This is a genomic window from Brucella sp. JSBI001, from assembly GCF_026014005.1.
In the GTDB taxonomy this organism is placed as follows: domain Bacteria; phylum Pseudomonadota; class Alphaproteobacteria; order Rhizobiales; family Rhizobiaceae; genus Brucella; species Brucella anthropi.
On sequence record NZ_CP110339.1, the window covers coordinates 1548513 to 1563826 of the forward strand.

The following is a 15314-nucleotide window of genomic DNA, read 5'->3' on the forward strand; positions in this document are numbered from 1 at the left end:
CGAAGAACGGGACGCCAAATTGAAAGGTCGATAGGATGAAAACCACACACCCAATATTTGCCCTCAAGCCAATCGTCGCAATCGATGCCGTTACCTGCGCAGCGATGGGTGCCGCGCTTGTCACTGCCTCAGCACCGGTGGGCGAACTGACTGGAATTCCAGCGTCGTTGCTTTACTGGGCAGGCATACTGCTGCTGCCAGTCGCAGCCTTTATGGCCTGGGTGTCGCGGAGCGCAAATCCTCCCGCATGGGCGGTAAACCTCGTCATTCTTGGCAATGGCGCATGGGTAGCAGCCAGCCTTTTCCTGCCTGTTGCGGGGATGATTTTTCCCAATCTGTTCGGCTGGGTTTTTCTCGTTGGACAGGCCGCGGCTGTGACTGTGCTTACCTGGCTCGAAGTTCGCGCCGCCCGCATCCCTCAAACCGCATTCTGATCGAACGGAGACCTCAAATGACGGCTTATGCAATCGCCCAGCTTCGCAATGTCAGGGTCAATCAGGGAATTGTCGATTATCTGAAAGCCATCGATGGAACTCTGGCGCCCTTCGACGGACACTTCATCATTCACGGTGGACCGAAGGATGAACTGGAAGGTCTGTCACCGGACGATCTGATCGTCATCGCTTTTCCCGATCTAGCAACAGCACGCAACTGGTATGCCTCGCCTGCCTATCAGGCGATTATCGAATGGCGCCGGCAAGGATCGGAAGGAGAGGTGTTTCTGATCGACGGCGTCGATAAACATCACCGCGCCGCCGATATTCTGTGAAGCCGAACCAATCCGGCGACAGTTTTCGTTCTGTCGCCGCATTTTCCGGTCAGGCCGCATAACGTTTGGTGCCATCCATCCAGGTTTCGCTGACCTTGATCTTGCCGATCTTCACATCGGGCGCGGTCGGGTCTTCTTCCAGAATGGCGAAGTCTGCGAACTTTCCGGTTTCCAGCGAACCGATCTGGTCTTCCATATGACACTGCCAGGCCGCATCGATGGTAACAGCGCGCAGCGCTGCATCCACCGGAATACGTTCTTCGGGGAAGAACACGTCGCCACCTTCGTTCATCACGCGGGTGACGGCATCCTCGACATAGCGCAGCGGCTCAATCGGTGTCACGTTCCAGTCGGAATGAAGCGAAATCTTGAGACCCGCAGCCAGCGCGGAAGCACACGGATCATAGAAGCGGGCGCGCTCAGGCCCCAGAAGACGGTCGCGGAACGCCTTGCCCCACCAGCGCACATGGCCGATCAGGAAGGACGGCGAAAGCCCCATATCCTTCATACGTACCATCTGCTCCGGGTGGAAAACGCTGCAATGTTCGATGCGATGGCGAAGATCGCTGTTCGAGGACTTTCCGAGAACGGCCTCGTAAGCATCCAGTACCATGTCGATTGCCGCATCGCCATTGGCGTGAACGCCAACCTGCCAGCCGCCTTCATGCGCCCGGCGGATCACTTCCGTTACCTGCTCAAGGCTGTAGTTCAGGGCGCCGCGCGCATCGGTGCCCAGATAGTTCTCGCGCTGATAACCGGTCTGCGCCTGATTGGAACCATCGGCCCACGCCTTGATGCCATCGACGCGGAAAAGATCATTGCCGCGACCGGGTTTGATCCCCTCCTTTTCCCATTCATCCATGATCGTTGACACGAGCATACCACGATAGCGCACCGGGGCCTTGCCTCCGCCCAGAACCGCATCGAGGATTTTGAGATCCTGCGCACCGGCCATGATGCCGATGCCGCAATCGTGCAGCATGGTGCAGCCAACGGAGCTTGCGTGATCCAGAAAACGCTGGACGCGCCCGATCATATCCGCCGCAGTCGGAGACGGCATGACGCCAAGGAATTCCTGTTGCGCCGCCATCTCTTCCAGGCGCCCGGTCAGGCTGCCATCGGCATCCTTCACAAAGCGCGCACCGGACGGGTCAGGCGTCTCGCGGGTGATACCGGCGGCCTTGAAGGCGGCACTGTTGGCATAGGCGATATGGCCGTTGCTTTCCTGCATGAAAAATGGATTGTTGGGCGCAAGTGCATCCAGTTCGGCAATCGTCGGAATTTTGGCATCGCGGGTGATGCTGGCATCAAACTGCTGCGCGCGCACCCATTCCCCCGGCTTGGCATCAGCCACGCCTTTCTGCAACTTCGACCAGACGGTCGCGTAATCCGGTGTCGTGATCGGGCTGACATCGATCCAGTCCTCGAATGCCGTGAACACGAAATGCATATGCGGATCGATCAGGCCCGGCATCAGGGTGCGGCCCTGAAGATCCACCACCTGCGCTCCGGAACCGATGGCGGATTGCACGTCATCCAGCTTGCCGACGGCCAATATCTTGTTGCCGCGAATGGCAATCGCTTCGGCACGCGGCGCCTTGTCATTCATGGTCAGGATTGTCCCGCCCTTGAAGATGATATCGCCCGCGGGTGCTGCAGCCTGCTGCGCGAATGCCATGCCCGGCGAAGAACAGGCAAAGGCCGAAGTCGCGGCGGCAGCGCCGAGATATTTGAGAAAATCGCGCCTTGAGGCCGTGGACCGCAGAAACGCCACCATACCCGGATTACAGGCTATACACATCTGAATATCCTCTTTACCGCCACAACAAAAAGCCATAGATCAAGTGGCAATTATTTTTGTATCGAGACGATACTTATACAATATTACAATTTATTAAATATATATTATTGTTACTTTCATTAGTATTTACTAAAATAAACGCTCTACAAGATGATCAATTATAAGAAATAAAGATAGACATAGATACATGTTTTGTCTTCGCGATTTCGTGTGCTCGTAACTTTGAGACTGCCTTTTGCACGACAGACACGCACCCGAGCATCGAAATGCGCATTAAAAAATCCGCCGCAAACCGACGGATTTCACAAGAATTCTCGCAAATTAGGGGGCAATCAGCTGCGTTTGGTTTTTCGCTGCGCCCGCTTGGCTGTATTATGCGCTATGGCAGCTTGAACGAGTGCGATGAAGGCATCTTCGTTGACCTCTTCACCTTCGCTTATGTCCAGCGCGCGGCGCGTATTGCCTTCAAGACTGGAATTAAAGATGCGGGTGGGATCGTTCAGCGCTGCGCCATTGGCAAAAGTCAGCTTCACGACCTTCTTGTAAGTCTCGCCGGTGCAGATGATGCCGTCATGCGACCATACCGGCACGTCACGCCATTTCCATTCCTCGATCACGTCGGGATCGGTCTTCTTTATGAGCGCCCGCATTCGGGCGAGCGTCTCGCCGCGCCAGTCATCGAGCTCGACAATCCGCCCGTCAATAAGCTTTGAAGCGTCATTATCATCTGTCATGAAACCCCTCCCAGAGCGTCTTTCGATCTGTGCTCCAACCTACATTTTCTCGCCCGGTAGCTGGCTTGCCTGCCTGATCCAGTCCGTCAGCTGGGCTTCATCCACATCGTCGTGCTCATGAATGTGGAAATAGCGCGTATCCTGGCTCTTGGATTCAACCGGCGGCATCGGCTTCAGCTTTGCGCCGCGAAAGAATGCAACCTTTATATATTTGTCGAAACAATGATAGCTGAGGAACCACCCCTCTCCCTTCATTCCGTAGAAGGGGGAATTCCATTTGACCGCTTTATGCACATCGGGAACGGTACGCACGATGAGAGCATCCAGGCGGCGACCTGCTTCGCTTTTCCATCCCGGCATGGCAGCGATATAGGCCTGAACCGGCGCATCCCCTTCCCCTTTTGCAATCTGGGGATTGCCGCCCGACAAAAGTACCGGACCGTCAGGTTTTTTATCGGTCATTACGTTTCCTCCACTGATCGCGTCTCCCGCCGGTTCTTCGTTGCTGGGACCATACATCTCATCCGGTTTGCGACCAAGCTTTGGATGACAGGAAAGAACAACTCCCGTTTCAGCCATGTCTCGTGTAAGCAAAGCTGACCACATCAAACAAGCAGATGGCAATGAGACGATTTTTCCACCTCGCGGCACGCGGAATTTGTCTGGCATTTCTATCGCCAGGCCTGATGAACCTTGCTTTCGCGGAAGAAAATCTTCCTCGCCTTCTGCCAGAACCGGGCGTGAGCGCGCATATCGAAAGACGCAAAGAGGGTTATGTTCTGACCCAGCCCGATGGATCGAAACTCGTTTTGCTGGATTCCGATTGGCTCAACGGACTGGACGGGCCTGTCAGCTTCGAAACCGGCGACTATGACTTCGATGGCTACACCGATTTTTCTTTGGGCGCCCGCGAAGCGGGAAGCCTCGACGTTGGCGTCGCGCTTTATCTCTATAATCCAAAAGCCAAAGCCTTTTCCCCACTGATTATCGAGGACGAACTTGGCGGAAAACTGAATTGCGGCGAGCTGTGGAATGTCGAACGCATCCCGGAACGAAAGCTGATCAAAAGCAGCTGTAGTCTGGATGGGCATTATAACCGCGTCGACATCCTGTCGATTGATCGCGACCAGACGGTGCGGCTTGTGGAACAATCGCGCCCGGAAGAGCAGATGTCTGGCTGGCCCTACCTGATGAAACCCATGCGCATGGTCACCTATGACGCACAGGGAAACAGCGTTCTTGAAGTGCCTTTGGCACCGGATGAAACGGAACAAGGCTGGGAGGTTCCTGTAGAAAAGCTGGCCCTGTACAGCGATCCTGACCGGCAAAGCACCACAAATTCCTATCTGGCCAAAGGCGACAAGGCGCGCAAGCTTGTCTTTGCCGGCGATGACTGGATGAAAATTGCCTATCAGGGCAAAACCGGGCCGCTGGAGGGCTGGATATCCCTGAAAGAGGCCTATGACCTTGCGGCCTGGCAGGCGGAAAACGGGCAAAAACTACAATCCTTGCAGCTCGGTCTCGCGGATTACAGCGAGGTCGACAAGGATCAGGATTATTACAAGCACCTGTTCACGCTGACGCTGGCCAATGAAAGCCGCGAAGCCGTAGAACTCGGCTATGGTGAATTGCACCTGATTTTCACATCTGCCGACGGCCAGCAAACCACTCATAAGCTCTATGATCTCTTCAACAAGACCCTTGAGCCGGGAAAGAGCGAAACACTCGATGATAATCCCGTACAGAAGCGCGGCGGGCAATTTGTGATCTATCACCCGGTCGGCGACGATGACGCCTATTCGCCGTTCTTTCCCGAAGGGCTGACTACAGGAAAATACAAGATCCGCCCCATCCTGACCGGCCCCAACCTGAAGAGCCCTATTTACGGTCAGGACGAAATCGAGATGGATTATCCACCTAAACTACCGGACAGCCTGATCGAACCGTGAGCTGGCACTCGCTTTGGCAAGGGCATCAAGAGCCATGCTCGCCGGCAAAGCTGGTGAAAACAGGAAGCCCTGCCCGGCATTGCAACCGAGCTTACAAAGCATGTCGCGATCTTCCTCGGTCTCGATCCCTTCGGCAGTGACCTTGATGCCAAGAGCATCGCCCAGCTCGACCATGGCGCGCACGATGTGCTGATCGCCTTCGGATTCGGCAATGCCGCGCACGAAAACCTTATCGATCTTGATCTTGGTGATGAGGCCCTTCTTCAAGGAGGCGAAAGTAGCAAAGCCGGTGCCAAAATCGTCAAGTGCGATAGAGACACCAGCGCTCGACAGCACTCCGAGACTGTCACTCATCCCCCGCTGATCGAAGGGAGCTTCCTCCGTTATCTCGATTTCAAGCATGGACATCGGAAGTTCGCGTTTTTCCATCTGGGACAGGATTTCGTGCGGAATGCGTCCCCCCGCCAGTTCGCGAGGGGAAAGATTCATGGCAACTGTCAGATCGCTGCGCCCGCCTTCGGTGAGCTTGTCGATCATCTCGCAGCAATTGAAGAGCACATTATTCGTCAGCTGACGCACCACACCCACTTCGCACGCAACATCGATGATTTCCGGCGGGGGAATTGTGCCGTGCTGCGGATGATCCCAGCGCAGCAGTGCCTCAAAACCAACCATGCGCCCACTGGAGAGTTGCACCACCGGCTGAAAGTAGGTTTGCACCTGCCCGGTTTCGATTGCAATGCGCAGGTCTCGCTCTATGCTTTGCTTGCGCTCCCACTCGTGCTGCAGACGCTTCTCGAAAAAATAATATTCGTTGCGTCCGCGTTTCTTGGCCGCATAAAGCGCGAAGTCGGCGCGCAGCAACATTTCGACCGGATCGAGACGCTCCAGCCGGCAAATGCCGACACAGGCGCCGATCTCCACCGACAGAATCCCCTCATAATGGGCGGTCAGACTGCCGATGATGCGTGCGGCCACCAATCCGGCCTCGATCTTGGCTGAGGGCTCGGGATAAGCGAGTACGAATTCATCACCGCCAATACGCGCCAGAACGGAACGCTCCGGCGAGACCTGACGGATACGCTGCGCAATGGCGACAAGGAGGTCGTCACCCACCTTGTGACCATAGGTGTCGTTGACGGACTTGAACCCGTCGAGATCGATCAGCATGACGATGAACGGGCCGTCTTTCACAGGATAGAGGCGAATGGAGGTTTCAAAGCCGCGCCGGTTGAAGAGCCCCGTCAACGGGTCCTCCTGCGACTTGAGCGCCATTTCGTCAGCCAGCTGCTTGGCTTCGTGTTTCAACCTGCTGGTCTGGATGAAGCGGTTCTGCCCCAAAAGTGCGCCACGCGTAAGCCCGAGCCAGAACAGAACAACTGCAACGGCAATCACGCCATATTGCAGGTCGGTTTGCAGGACCAGACACACCACCGTCACGACAAGCGGCGGCGTTATGAAATTGATTGCAACGGCGGCATAGGACGAGCCGTAGGTGACGGCGCCCGCGCAGATACCGGCCAGAATGACCAGATAGACCGACGATTGCGGATCAGAGAACCCATGGGAAAGAATGGCGATACCGGCCCAGACGAAACCGGCCATAGCGCCAAGCAGTTGAAAGCGGGCGAGCTGGCGCTGCAGAACCGCGATATTCTCAACTGGCGCAGCCGGGCTTCTATAATAGGCTATCGCATCGATAAAGCGCAGCGCATTGATGATATTGACCAGCGCGAACCAGATGATGGGCATCCAGAAATGCCCGGCAGCAATCTGGACCAGTAAAATGAGCACGGACAGAATCGTGCTGATGGGCATCGAGAAGCGCGCGCCGTCGCAAATCTCCCTGAGCTGGTCCGCAAGTATCTTGTCGGCTATCGGGCTGTCCTGCCTGCCATAGGCCGACCTGACCAGTTGAAGCCAATATTCAGTTCTCGACCCCATTTAAACGCCACCACTGGCCAGAGCACGTTCAGCTTTTTTCCAATCGGGACGCCCCTCGTGTCCTGATTAAAAAGGAATGACAGCAAACCTGCCCCCGACTGACAACTATAACATGCATACAATCTAAAATGCCAATGGTACGGCAGTTCAATCAAGACGATCACTTCGGCGGACAAGGCATACCATCGACATGCCGCTTGAGGCGCGCGCTCAACAATAGTTAGGGACGCGCAGGAACCCATGCCATGCGCCACAGTTCGGACAAACCAGGGAATGTTCTATCCCGGAATTACTCAGTCGACTGTTCTTCCGCCGTCAGCAGCAGCTTGTCGATGCGGCGTCCGTCAAGGTCAACGATTTCGAACACCCATCCGTTCTTGACGAAGGTTTCACCCACATCCGGCAGATGCTTCAGTTCCTCAAGCGCCAGCCCGGCAACGGTGTTGTATTCCGCATCGTCGTCAATCGGGAAACGCAAAAACTCCGAGAACTCGTCAATCGGCATCCAGCCCGAGACGAGATAAGAACCATCCGCCCGGCGCACGATAGCCTTTTCCTCGATATGGTCCTCCTGCATGGCGCCGATGATCGCTTCCATCACATCGCCCGCAGTAATCACACCTTCAAAATGACCGTACTCGTCATAGACGAGCACCATATGCGTTGGCGTGCCGCGAATGGCTTCCACCACGTCGAGCGCATCGGAAAAGTCCGACACGACCGGAACATCACGGACGATCTCGCGCAGATTGACACTGCCCCTGGAGGACAGCTGATTGAAGAAGTCGCGCACCTGTAAGACGCCGATCACTTCATCGGAATCTTCGCCGCGCACAGGAAGCCGCGAACGGCTTGTATTGTGCAGTTGCAGGCGAATTTCATCGAAACTATCATCCACATCGACCATTTCGACATCCATGCGCGGCGTCATCAGCCCGCGTGCCGTCCGGTCCGCAAGGCGCATAACGCCTGCAATCATGCGGGATTCCTCCGTTTCGATCACGCCCGCGCTATGCGCTTCGGCGAGAACGGACTTGATCTCTTCGTCGGTCACGCCGTCGCTCGACTTGCCCGACTGGCCAAGCAGTCTCAAGACCAGACGGCCCGATGTATCGAGAAGCCAGACCAGCGGTGCAGCCATCTTGGACAGCAGTGTCATGGTCGGCGCTACACGGCTTGCAACCGCTTCCGGCTCACGCAGTGCGATCTGCTTTGGCACGAGTTCGCCGACAATCAGCGACAGATAGGTGATGACCACGACCACCGAACCGACGCCAACAGCATCGGCAAGGGCTGGCGACAAGCCTTGCCCAAGAAGCCAGCCCGACAAACGGGCACCCAGCGTCGCGCCAGAAAATGCACCCGACAGAATGCCGACCAGCGTGATGCCGATCTGGACGGTGGACAGGAAACGGCCGGGATTATCGGCAAGCTCGATGGCCATGCGGGCGCCGCGGCTGCCCTTGTCGGCCATTACCCTCAGTCGCGCTGGGCGGGAGGAAACCACTGCGAGTTCCGACATGGCGAGAACACCATTGAGGATCGTCAACAGCACGACCGTAATTATTTCAAAGTACAAAACTGCCCCTCGGGATCAGATAATCGGAATATAATGATAGAAAGGAACCGCCCCTCTTTCCAGAGGCCGCGACACAAAATACTGCGATACTGTCGGAATTGCAGTACTTATGTGCTCTCTTCTGGCCAGCAGTAGCTGCCTTTTCTCTTCTTTTCAGTAAATGATACACGATGCAGGTAAAACCGCAAAATCATGGTCTGGTCAGGCCAATTAGGTTTAATAACTGAAATTCTGGAGGGCCAGTCCGCGATGTGGCGGGTTTTTGCTGCTCGCGCAAAATTGGCTTGACCAGAAACCAGCAGGCTTCTACTTCTTCCATGCATAGGTGACGAAACTTTGCGCGAGGGAGGAAGCGCGATGGGAGGATTGCCGTCAGCCACTGTGCGCGCCGATACCGCGCCTATCTTGCTCAAGCTGGATTCCGTTTCCAAAGAATTTCCAGGCGTCAAAGCTCTGTCGAATGTCAGCTTCGAATTGCGGGCGGGCGAGGTTCATGCTGTCTGCGGCGAGAATGGTGCGGGCAAATCGACGCTGATGAAGATCGTCAGTGGCGTCTATCAGCCTGATGGCGGGACGATCCATTATCGCGACCAGACTGTCCGCTTTGCTTCCACGCTTGAATCGGAAGCGGCGGGCATCGCCATCATCCATCAGGAACTGAACCTCGTTCCGCATCTGAGCGTTGCCGAAAACATCTATCTCGCTCGCGAGCCGAAACGCGGCTTCTTCGTCGATCGCCGCAAGCTGAAGCAGGACGCGCAGCACTGCCTCGACCGGCTTGGCGTCAAGATCGACCCGTCTGCACAGGTGCTGAACCTGTCCGTCGCCCAATGCCAGATGGTTGAAATCGCCAAGGCCCTCTCGCTCAATGCCTCCGTCCTCATCATGGACGAGCCGACCTCCTCGCTAACCGAACAGGAAGCGCAGCTTCTGTTCAAGGTCATCCGCGAACTGAAAGCGCAAGGCACCGGCATCGTCTATATTTCGCACCGTCTCGATGAAATGGCGGAGATCGTCGACCGCGTCACCATCCTGCGCGACGGACGTTATGTCTGGACCAAGGACTTTGACGCTGTGACCGTGGATGAAATCGTGGCCGGGATGGTCGGGCGCTCGCTTGATGAAAAGTTTCCGGAACCGACCCGAAAGCCGACGGAGGAAGTGATTTTCTCCATCAGCGGACTGACACGAAGCGGCCTCTTCGAGAATATCGGCTTTGAACTCCGGCGCGGAGAAATCCTCGGCTTTGCCGGACTGATGGGCGCAGGGCGCACGGAAGTAGCGCGGGCGATTTTCGGCGCCGATCCGCACGATGCCGGAACGATTGTGCTTGAAGGCGAGACGCTTTCCATCTCCAGCCCGCGCGACGCCATCGAGGCAGGCATTGCCTATCTGTCTGAAGACCGCAAGGCGCAAGGACTGGCGGTCAAGATGCCGGTCGATGCCAATCTCACACTCGCCAATATGGAAGCGGTCAGCAGTGCCTATGGCGTGATCGATTTCGAGCGACAGCGGCAGGCGAGCCAGCGTTATGTCGATCTTCTCAATATCAAGACGCCGGGGCTGGCCCAGCCCGTTCGGCTGCTTTCGGGCGGCAATCAGCAGAAGATCATCATCGGCAAATGGCTGTTCCGCGAACCGCGTATCATGTTCTTCGATGAACCGACGCGGGGCATTGATGTCGGTGCAAAATTCGCGATCTACCAGATCATGGACGAACTGGCCGCAAGGGGCATCGGCATTGTGCTGATCAGCTCGGAGCTACCGGAAATTCTGGGGCTTTCGGACCGTGTGGCGGTCTTTCACGAGGGGCGCATCACCGCCGTCCTGAACACGGCCGCGACATCGCAGGAAGAAATCATGACCTATGCCTCCGGTCGGGGCCGGCAGGACAAATGAGGACGCAGTAATGGCCGAAATCACTACGGACAAGCCCCAGCAGACGGCAAAATCCAAGGGGCTCAGCGACCGTCAGAAGGATATCATCCAGAAATTTGCGGCTGTCGGCAGCCTTATCATTCTGGCGGCGATCTTTTCCGTCACCAGCAGCGCCTTCATGACCGTCAACAATGCGATGACCATCGCCTTGCAGGTGACCTCAATCGCGTTTCTCGGCATCGGCGCAACCTATGTCATCATAACCGGCGGCATCGATCTTTCGGTCGGCTCCGTGCTGGCGCTTGCCGGTGTTGTGGCCGCACTTGCGGTCAAGGATCTTTCGCTGCCGATCCCGCTCGCCATGCTGCTCGGTATATTGACGGGGTCGCTCTGCGGCCTCATCAACGGCGTCGTCATCACAAAACTCAAGCTACCGCCCTTCATTGCCACGCTCGGCATGATGCTGATCGCGCGCGGTGTAGCCCTTCAGATCACCGGTGCGCGTGCCGTCTCCGGCCTTGGCGAATCCTTCGGCGTGCTGGGCAACGGCTCGCTGTTTCGCATCGAGCGCATCGACGAACAGGGCTTTCCGGTCGTCACCTTCCCCGGCATCCCCTACCCGGTTGTGCTGATGATCGTGATCGCGATCGTGGCCGCACTCGTGTTGAACCGCACCGTGCTTGGCCGCCACATCTATGCCATCGGATCGAATGCCGAGGCTGCACGGCTTTCGGGCGTCAACGTCGCCCGTGTAACGGCCTTCACCTATGTCGTATCGGGAACACTGGCGGGTCTGACGGGCTGCGTTCTCATGTCCCGCCTCGTGACCGCACAGCCCAATGAAGGCGTCGCCTATGAACTCGACGCCATTGCGAGCGCGGTCATCGGCGGCACTTCGCTCATCGGCGGCGTCGGCACGATTTCGGGCACGTTCATCGGCTCGTTCGTCATCGGAATCCTGCGGAACGGCCTCAACATGAACGGCATTTCCGCTTTCACACAGCAGATCATCATCGGCCTCGTCATTCTGGTCACAGTATGGATCGACCAGATGCGCAACCGTCGATGAGAGGGGAGACGGAATGTGTCAGGACATTCCGGAAAAGGGTAGAGCCAAGAGCTCGATAACAGGAGGAAAACATGCGTAGACTGGTTTCTGCATTGATGGCTTCGGCCTTTGTGCTTACTGGAGCGGCAAGCGCTTCGGCGGGCGAAATCGCCGTTATCGTGAAGACCGTGAATTCGACTTTCTGGCAGAACGTTCAGAAGGGTGCCGAAGCTGCGATCAAGGATTCCAAGGATCACACCATGACCTTCCAGGGTCCGGCGGCTGAATCGGCCATCGCCGATCAGGTGAACATGGTGGAAAATGCCGTGAACCGCAAAGTGGATGCAATCCTTCTTGCCCCGTCCGATCCGGATGCGCTGACGCCTGCGGTAAAGAAGGCATGGGAAGCCCGCATTCCGGTCGTCATCATTGACTCGCAGCTCGCCGATGGTGCCGACAAATACTACCAGTCGTTCCTCGCCACCGATAACCGCAAGGCCGGTGAAGCCGCAGCCAAGGCCCTGATCGACAAGGCAGGCACGACCGGCAAGATCGCCGTCATGTCCTATGTTGCGGGCGCTGGCTCGGAAATCGGTCGCGTCGGCGGCTTCGTGGATTACATCAAGGCCAATTCCAAGCTGGAAGTCGTCGGTCCTTACTACTCACAATCGCAGATGGCGACAGCGCTCAACCAGACCACCGACGTTCTGGCGGCCAATGGCGACCTCGTCGGCATCTTCGGTGCCAATGAACCGACTGCCATCGGCATGGGCCGCGCGATCAAGCAGGCAGGCAAGTCCGGCAAGCTGACCGCCATCGGCTTCGACGGCAATCAGGACCTGCAGGAATTCGTCAAGGACGGCACGCTCAATGCCATCGTGGTTCAGGGTTCCTACCAGATGGGCGAAAAGGGCATCGAAACCCTGTTGAAGGTGCTGAACAAAGAAAAGGTCGAGAAGGTTGTCGATACGGGCGCCGTCGTCGTCACCAAGGACAATATCGACCAGCCGGAAGCCAAGAACGTGCTCTACTAAAACACGGCAACAAAGCTGCATGAAAAAGGGAGGCGTAACGCCTCTCTTTTTTTGTTTTGTCGCGATTCTTATCCGGAAACCGTTTCACACTTTTCGGGATGCGCTAACGGCCATTTTGTTCGCGCCAGTTCTCAAACTTGCGCTCGGTCTCTTCTTTCGTGCACGGATAGAGGCCGACAATGGTAGCGCCGTTCAGCACTTCTTCCAGGACGAAATCCTCATAAGTTTCCATGCTGATACATTCGGTTGCGATTTCATCCGCAAGACCAGCCGGAATGACCATGACACCGTCAGCATCGCCAACCAGCACATCGCCCGGAAACACTGCCGCATCGCCGCAGGCTATCGGCACATTGATATCCACCGCCTCATGCAACGTGAGATTGGTCGGCGCAGATGGCTTTGAGCAATAAGCAGGCATATCAAGCTCGCCGATCCCGCTGACATCGCGAAATCCGCCGTCAGAAACAATGCCCGCCGCGCCGCGCAAGGCAAGCCTTGTCACGAGGATAGACCCCGCAGTCGCCGCACGCGCATCCTTGCGCGCATCCATCACCAGCACGAAACCGGGTGGGCAAGTCTCTATCGCAACGCGCTGCTTGTGGTCCGGATTACGAAAAACCGTGATGGGATTCCGGTCCTCACGCGCCGGGATGTAGCGCAGCGTGAAGGCCTGACCGACCATGTTCTCGCGCCTGCGCGCCACCGGCAACACGCCCTGAATGAACTGGTTGCGCAGACCACGCTTGTAAAGCGCTGTCGCAACGGAAGCCGTCGAAACCGTCTTCAGCTTGGCCCGCGTTTCCTCGGAAAGCACATAATCTGACATCGAAACTGCCTCTCAATAGATAACCGGTTCGTCGACAGGACGGCCGAAATCGGTTTTCAGGAAGTCGAAATCGCAGCCCTTGTCGGCCTGTTCGACATGCTTGGAAAAGACAAAGCCATAGCCGCGCTCATATTTGGGTGGTGGCGTCTGCCAGGCCGCGCGCCGTGCCGCCAGCTCCTCGTTCGAAACCAGCATGTTGAGGCTGCGGGCTGGAATGTCGAGTTCGACGATGTCGCCCGTCTTCAGCAGGGCGAGTGGTCCCCCGATGAAGGATTCCGGCGCGACATGCAGAACACAGGCACCGAAACTGGTTCCCGACATGCGCGCATCCGAAATCCGCACCATATCGCGCAGCCCAAGTTTCAACAGCGCTTTCGGCATGGGGATCATGCCCCATTCCGGCATTCCCGGCCCGCCCTGCGGACCGGCATTACGCAGCACCAGAACCGTATCCGGCGTCATGGGATAATCGGGGTCGTCGATGATCTTTTTCAAGTCGGGGTAACTGTCCGCGACAAGCGCCGGGCCACTATGGCGGTGAAAGCGGGGGTCGCAGGCAGCAGGTTTTATCACCGCGCCATCGGGGCAGAGATTGCCTTTCAGCACCGCAAGCGAGCCTTCATGATAGACCGGATTGGAAAGCGGGCGGATCACGTCATCGTTCCAGATATGAGCCTCATCCAGACCGTCGGTCAGCGGCTTGCCGGTCACGGTCACGGCCGAAGGATCGAGTTTGTCGCCAAGCTGCTTCATGAGCGCTCGTAACCCTCCCGCATAGTAGAAATCTTCCATCAGATAGATCGTGCCGGAAGGTCTGATATTCGCGATCACAGGCGTCGTGCGTCCGATGCGATCCAGATCGTCCAGTTCCAGTGGCACGTCTGCCCGGCGCGCCATCGCAATCAGATGAATGATGGCATTTGTCGAACATCCCGTTGCCATCGCAACAGTGACCGCATTGGTTATTGCAGCGGGCGTCATAATCTTTTCCGGCGTCAGGTCTTCCCAGACCATTTCCACAATGCGGCGACCGCACTGCGTGGACATGCGCTGATGATTGGCATCCGCAGCCGGGATCGATGATGCACCGGGAAGCGTCAGCCCCATGGCTTCGGCAATCGCGGTCATGGTCGATGCGGTTCCCATGGTCATGCAATGGCCGTAGGACCGTGCGATGCCACCTTCAATCCCCTGCCATTCCTCCTTGGAAATGGTGCCTGCGCGGCGCTCGTCCCAGTATTTGAAGCCATCAGTGCCGGACCCCAGATATTTACCGGCATAATTGCCGCGCAGCATTGGTCCGGCGGGCAAGAAAATGAACGGCAGTCCCATACTGACGGCCCCCATGACGAGACCCGGCGTTGTCTTGTCACAACCGCCCATAAGCACCGCACCATCGACAGGATGCGAGCGCAGAAGTTCCTCGGTCTCCATCGCCAGCAGATTGCGATAGAGCATGGTTGTCGGCTTCACGAAGTTTTCCGACAGCGACAATGCTGGCAACTCCATCGGGAATCCGCCTGACTGCAGGATGCCGCGCTTGACCCATTCCACCCGATCCTTGAAATGCATGTGGCAAGGCTGGGCCTCGGACCAGGTGTTTATGATGGCGATGATCGGACGACCTTCCCAGTCGACCGGATCATATCCCATCTGCATGGTGCGCGAACGATGGCCGAACGAGCGTTGATCATCGGGCAGCATCCAGCGCGCCGAACGCAGATCTCCATAGGTCTTTCTGGTCATTTC

Annotated in this window: 13 protein-coding genes; 6 read left to right on the forward strand and 7 right to left on the reverse strand. The window is 56.9% G+C overall.

The genetic code is table 11. The features are described from left to right. The first annotated feature begins 35 nt into the window (after positions 1-35). Positions 36-434: a hypothetical protein gene (locus tag LJ361_RS07420; protein WP_029927735.1), complete on the forward strand. Its 399-nt coding sequence runs from the start codon at positions 36-38 to the stop codon at positions 432-434. Between the two features lie 17 nt (positions 435-451). Next, positions 452-769 carry a DUF1330 domain-containing protein gene (locus LJ361_RS07425; RefSeq protein ID WP_010658552.1) on the forward strand — a complete coding sequence of 106 codons (318 nt, stop codon included), beginning with the start codon at positions 452-454 and terminating at the stop codon, positions 767-769. Between the two features lie 49 nt (positions 770-818). Here LJ361_RS07425 and LJ361_RS07430 read toward each other — a convergent pair whose 3' ends face one another. The 3 genes from LJ361_RS07430 to LJ361_RS07440 all read right to left on the reverse strand — a co-directional run bounded on the left by LJ361_RS07430 (position 819) and on the right by LJ361_RS07440 (position 3766). After that, a complete protein-coding gene (locus LJ361_RS07430; protein ID WP_029927737.1) occupies positions 819-2570 on the reverse strand; it encodes an amidohydrolase in 1752 nt (583 codons plus the stop codon). 332 nt (positions 2571-2902) lie between these two features. Beyond that, complete coding sequence (locus LJ361_RS07435; protein ID WP_264813138.1) at positions 2903-3304, reverse strand: DUF1801 domain-containing protein; 402 nt, start codon at positions 3302-3304, stop codon at positions 2903-2905. A 39-nt stretch (positions 3305-3343) separates the two neighbouring features. Then, positions 3344-3766: a DUF1801 domain-containing protein gene (locus LJ361_RS07440; RefSeq protein ID WP_012092783.1), complete on the reverse strand. Its 423-nt coding sequence runs from the start codon at positions 3764-3766 to the stop codon at positions 3344-3346. Between the two features lie 161 nt (positions 3767-3927). Here LJ361_RS07440 and LJ361_RS07445 point away from each other — a divergent pair, with 161 nt between their 5' ends. Continuing rightward, positions 3928-5253: a hypothetical protein gene (locus tag LJ361_RS07445; protein WP_235819907.1), complete on the forward strand. Its 1326-nt coding sequence runs from the start codon at positions 3928-3930 to the stop codon at positions 5251-5253. Here LJ361_RS07445 and LJ361_RS07450 read toward each other — a convergent pair. Then, positions 5227-7197 (reverse strand): putative bifunctional diguanylate cyclase/phosphodiesterase, encoded by a 1971-nt coding sequence (locus LJ361_RS07450; RefSeq protein WP_264813139.1) that lies wholly within the window; start codon positions 7195-7197, stop codon positions 5227-5229. The genes LJ361_RS07445 and LJ361_RS07450 overlap by 27 nt on opposite strands. Before the next feature lie 289 nt (positions 7198-7486). Further along, a complete protein-coding gene (locus LJ361_RS07455; RefSeq protein WP_012092780.1) occupies positions 7487-8776 on the reverse strand; it encodes a hemolysin family protein in 1290 nt (429 codons plus the stop codon). 357 nt (positions 8777-9133) lie between these two features. On the opposite strand from LJ361_RS07455, the gene LJ361_RS07460 reads away from it, so the two are divergent. From LJ361_RS07460 to LJ361_RS07470, 3 genes are all read left to right on the forward strand, one after another. Next, complete coding sequence (locus LJ361_RS07460) at positions 9134-10675, forward strand: sugar ABC transporter ATP-binding protein (protein ID WP_029927745.1); 1542 nt, start codon at positions 9134-9136, stop codon at positions 10673-10675. Between the two features lie 10 nt (positions 10676-10685). Then, complete coding sequence (locus LJ361_RS07465) at positions 10686-11723, forward strand: ABC transporter permease (RefSeq protein ID WP_264813141.1); 1038 nt, start codon at positions 10686-10688, stop codon at positions 11721-11723. Positions 11724-11794: 71 nt separating this feature from the next. Further along, positions 11795-12736 (forward strand): ABC transporter substrate-binding protein, encoded by a 942-nt coding sequence (locus LJ361_RS07470; RefSeq protein ID WP_029927748.1) that lies wholly within the window; start codon positions 11795-11797, stop codon positions 12734-12736. Positions 12737-12839: 103 nt separating this feature from the next. On the opposite strand, the gene LJ361_RS07475 is transcribed toward LJ361_RS07470, so the two are convergent. Continuing rightward, positions 12840-13565, reverse strand: coding sequence for a ribonuclease activity regulator RraA (locus LJ361_RS07475; RefSeq protein ID WP_029927750.1), 726 nt, complete (start codon positions 13563-13565; stop codon positions 12840-12842). A 12-nt stretch (positions 13566-13577) separates the two neighbouring features. Next, positions 13578-15311: an L-arabinonate dehydratase gene (araD, locus tag LJ361_RS07480; RefSeq protein ID WP_010658541.1), complete on the reverse strand. Its 1734-nt coding sequence runs from the start codon at positions 15309-15311 to the stop codon at positions 13578-13580. Positions 15312-15314: the final 3 nt, after the last annotated feature.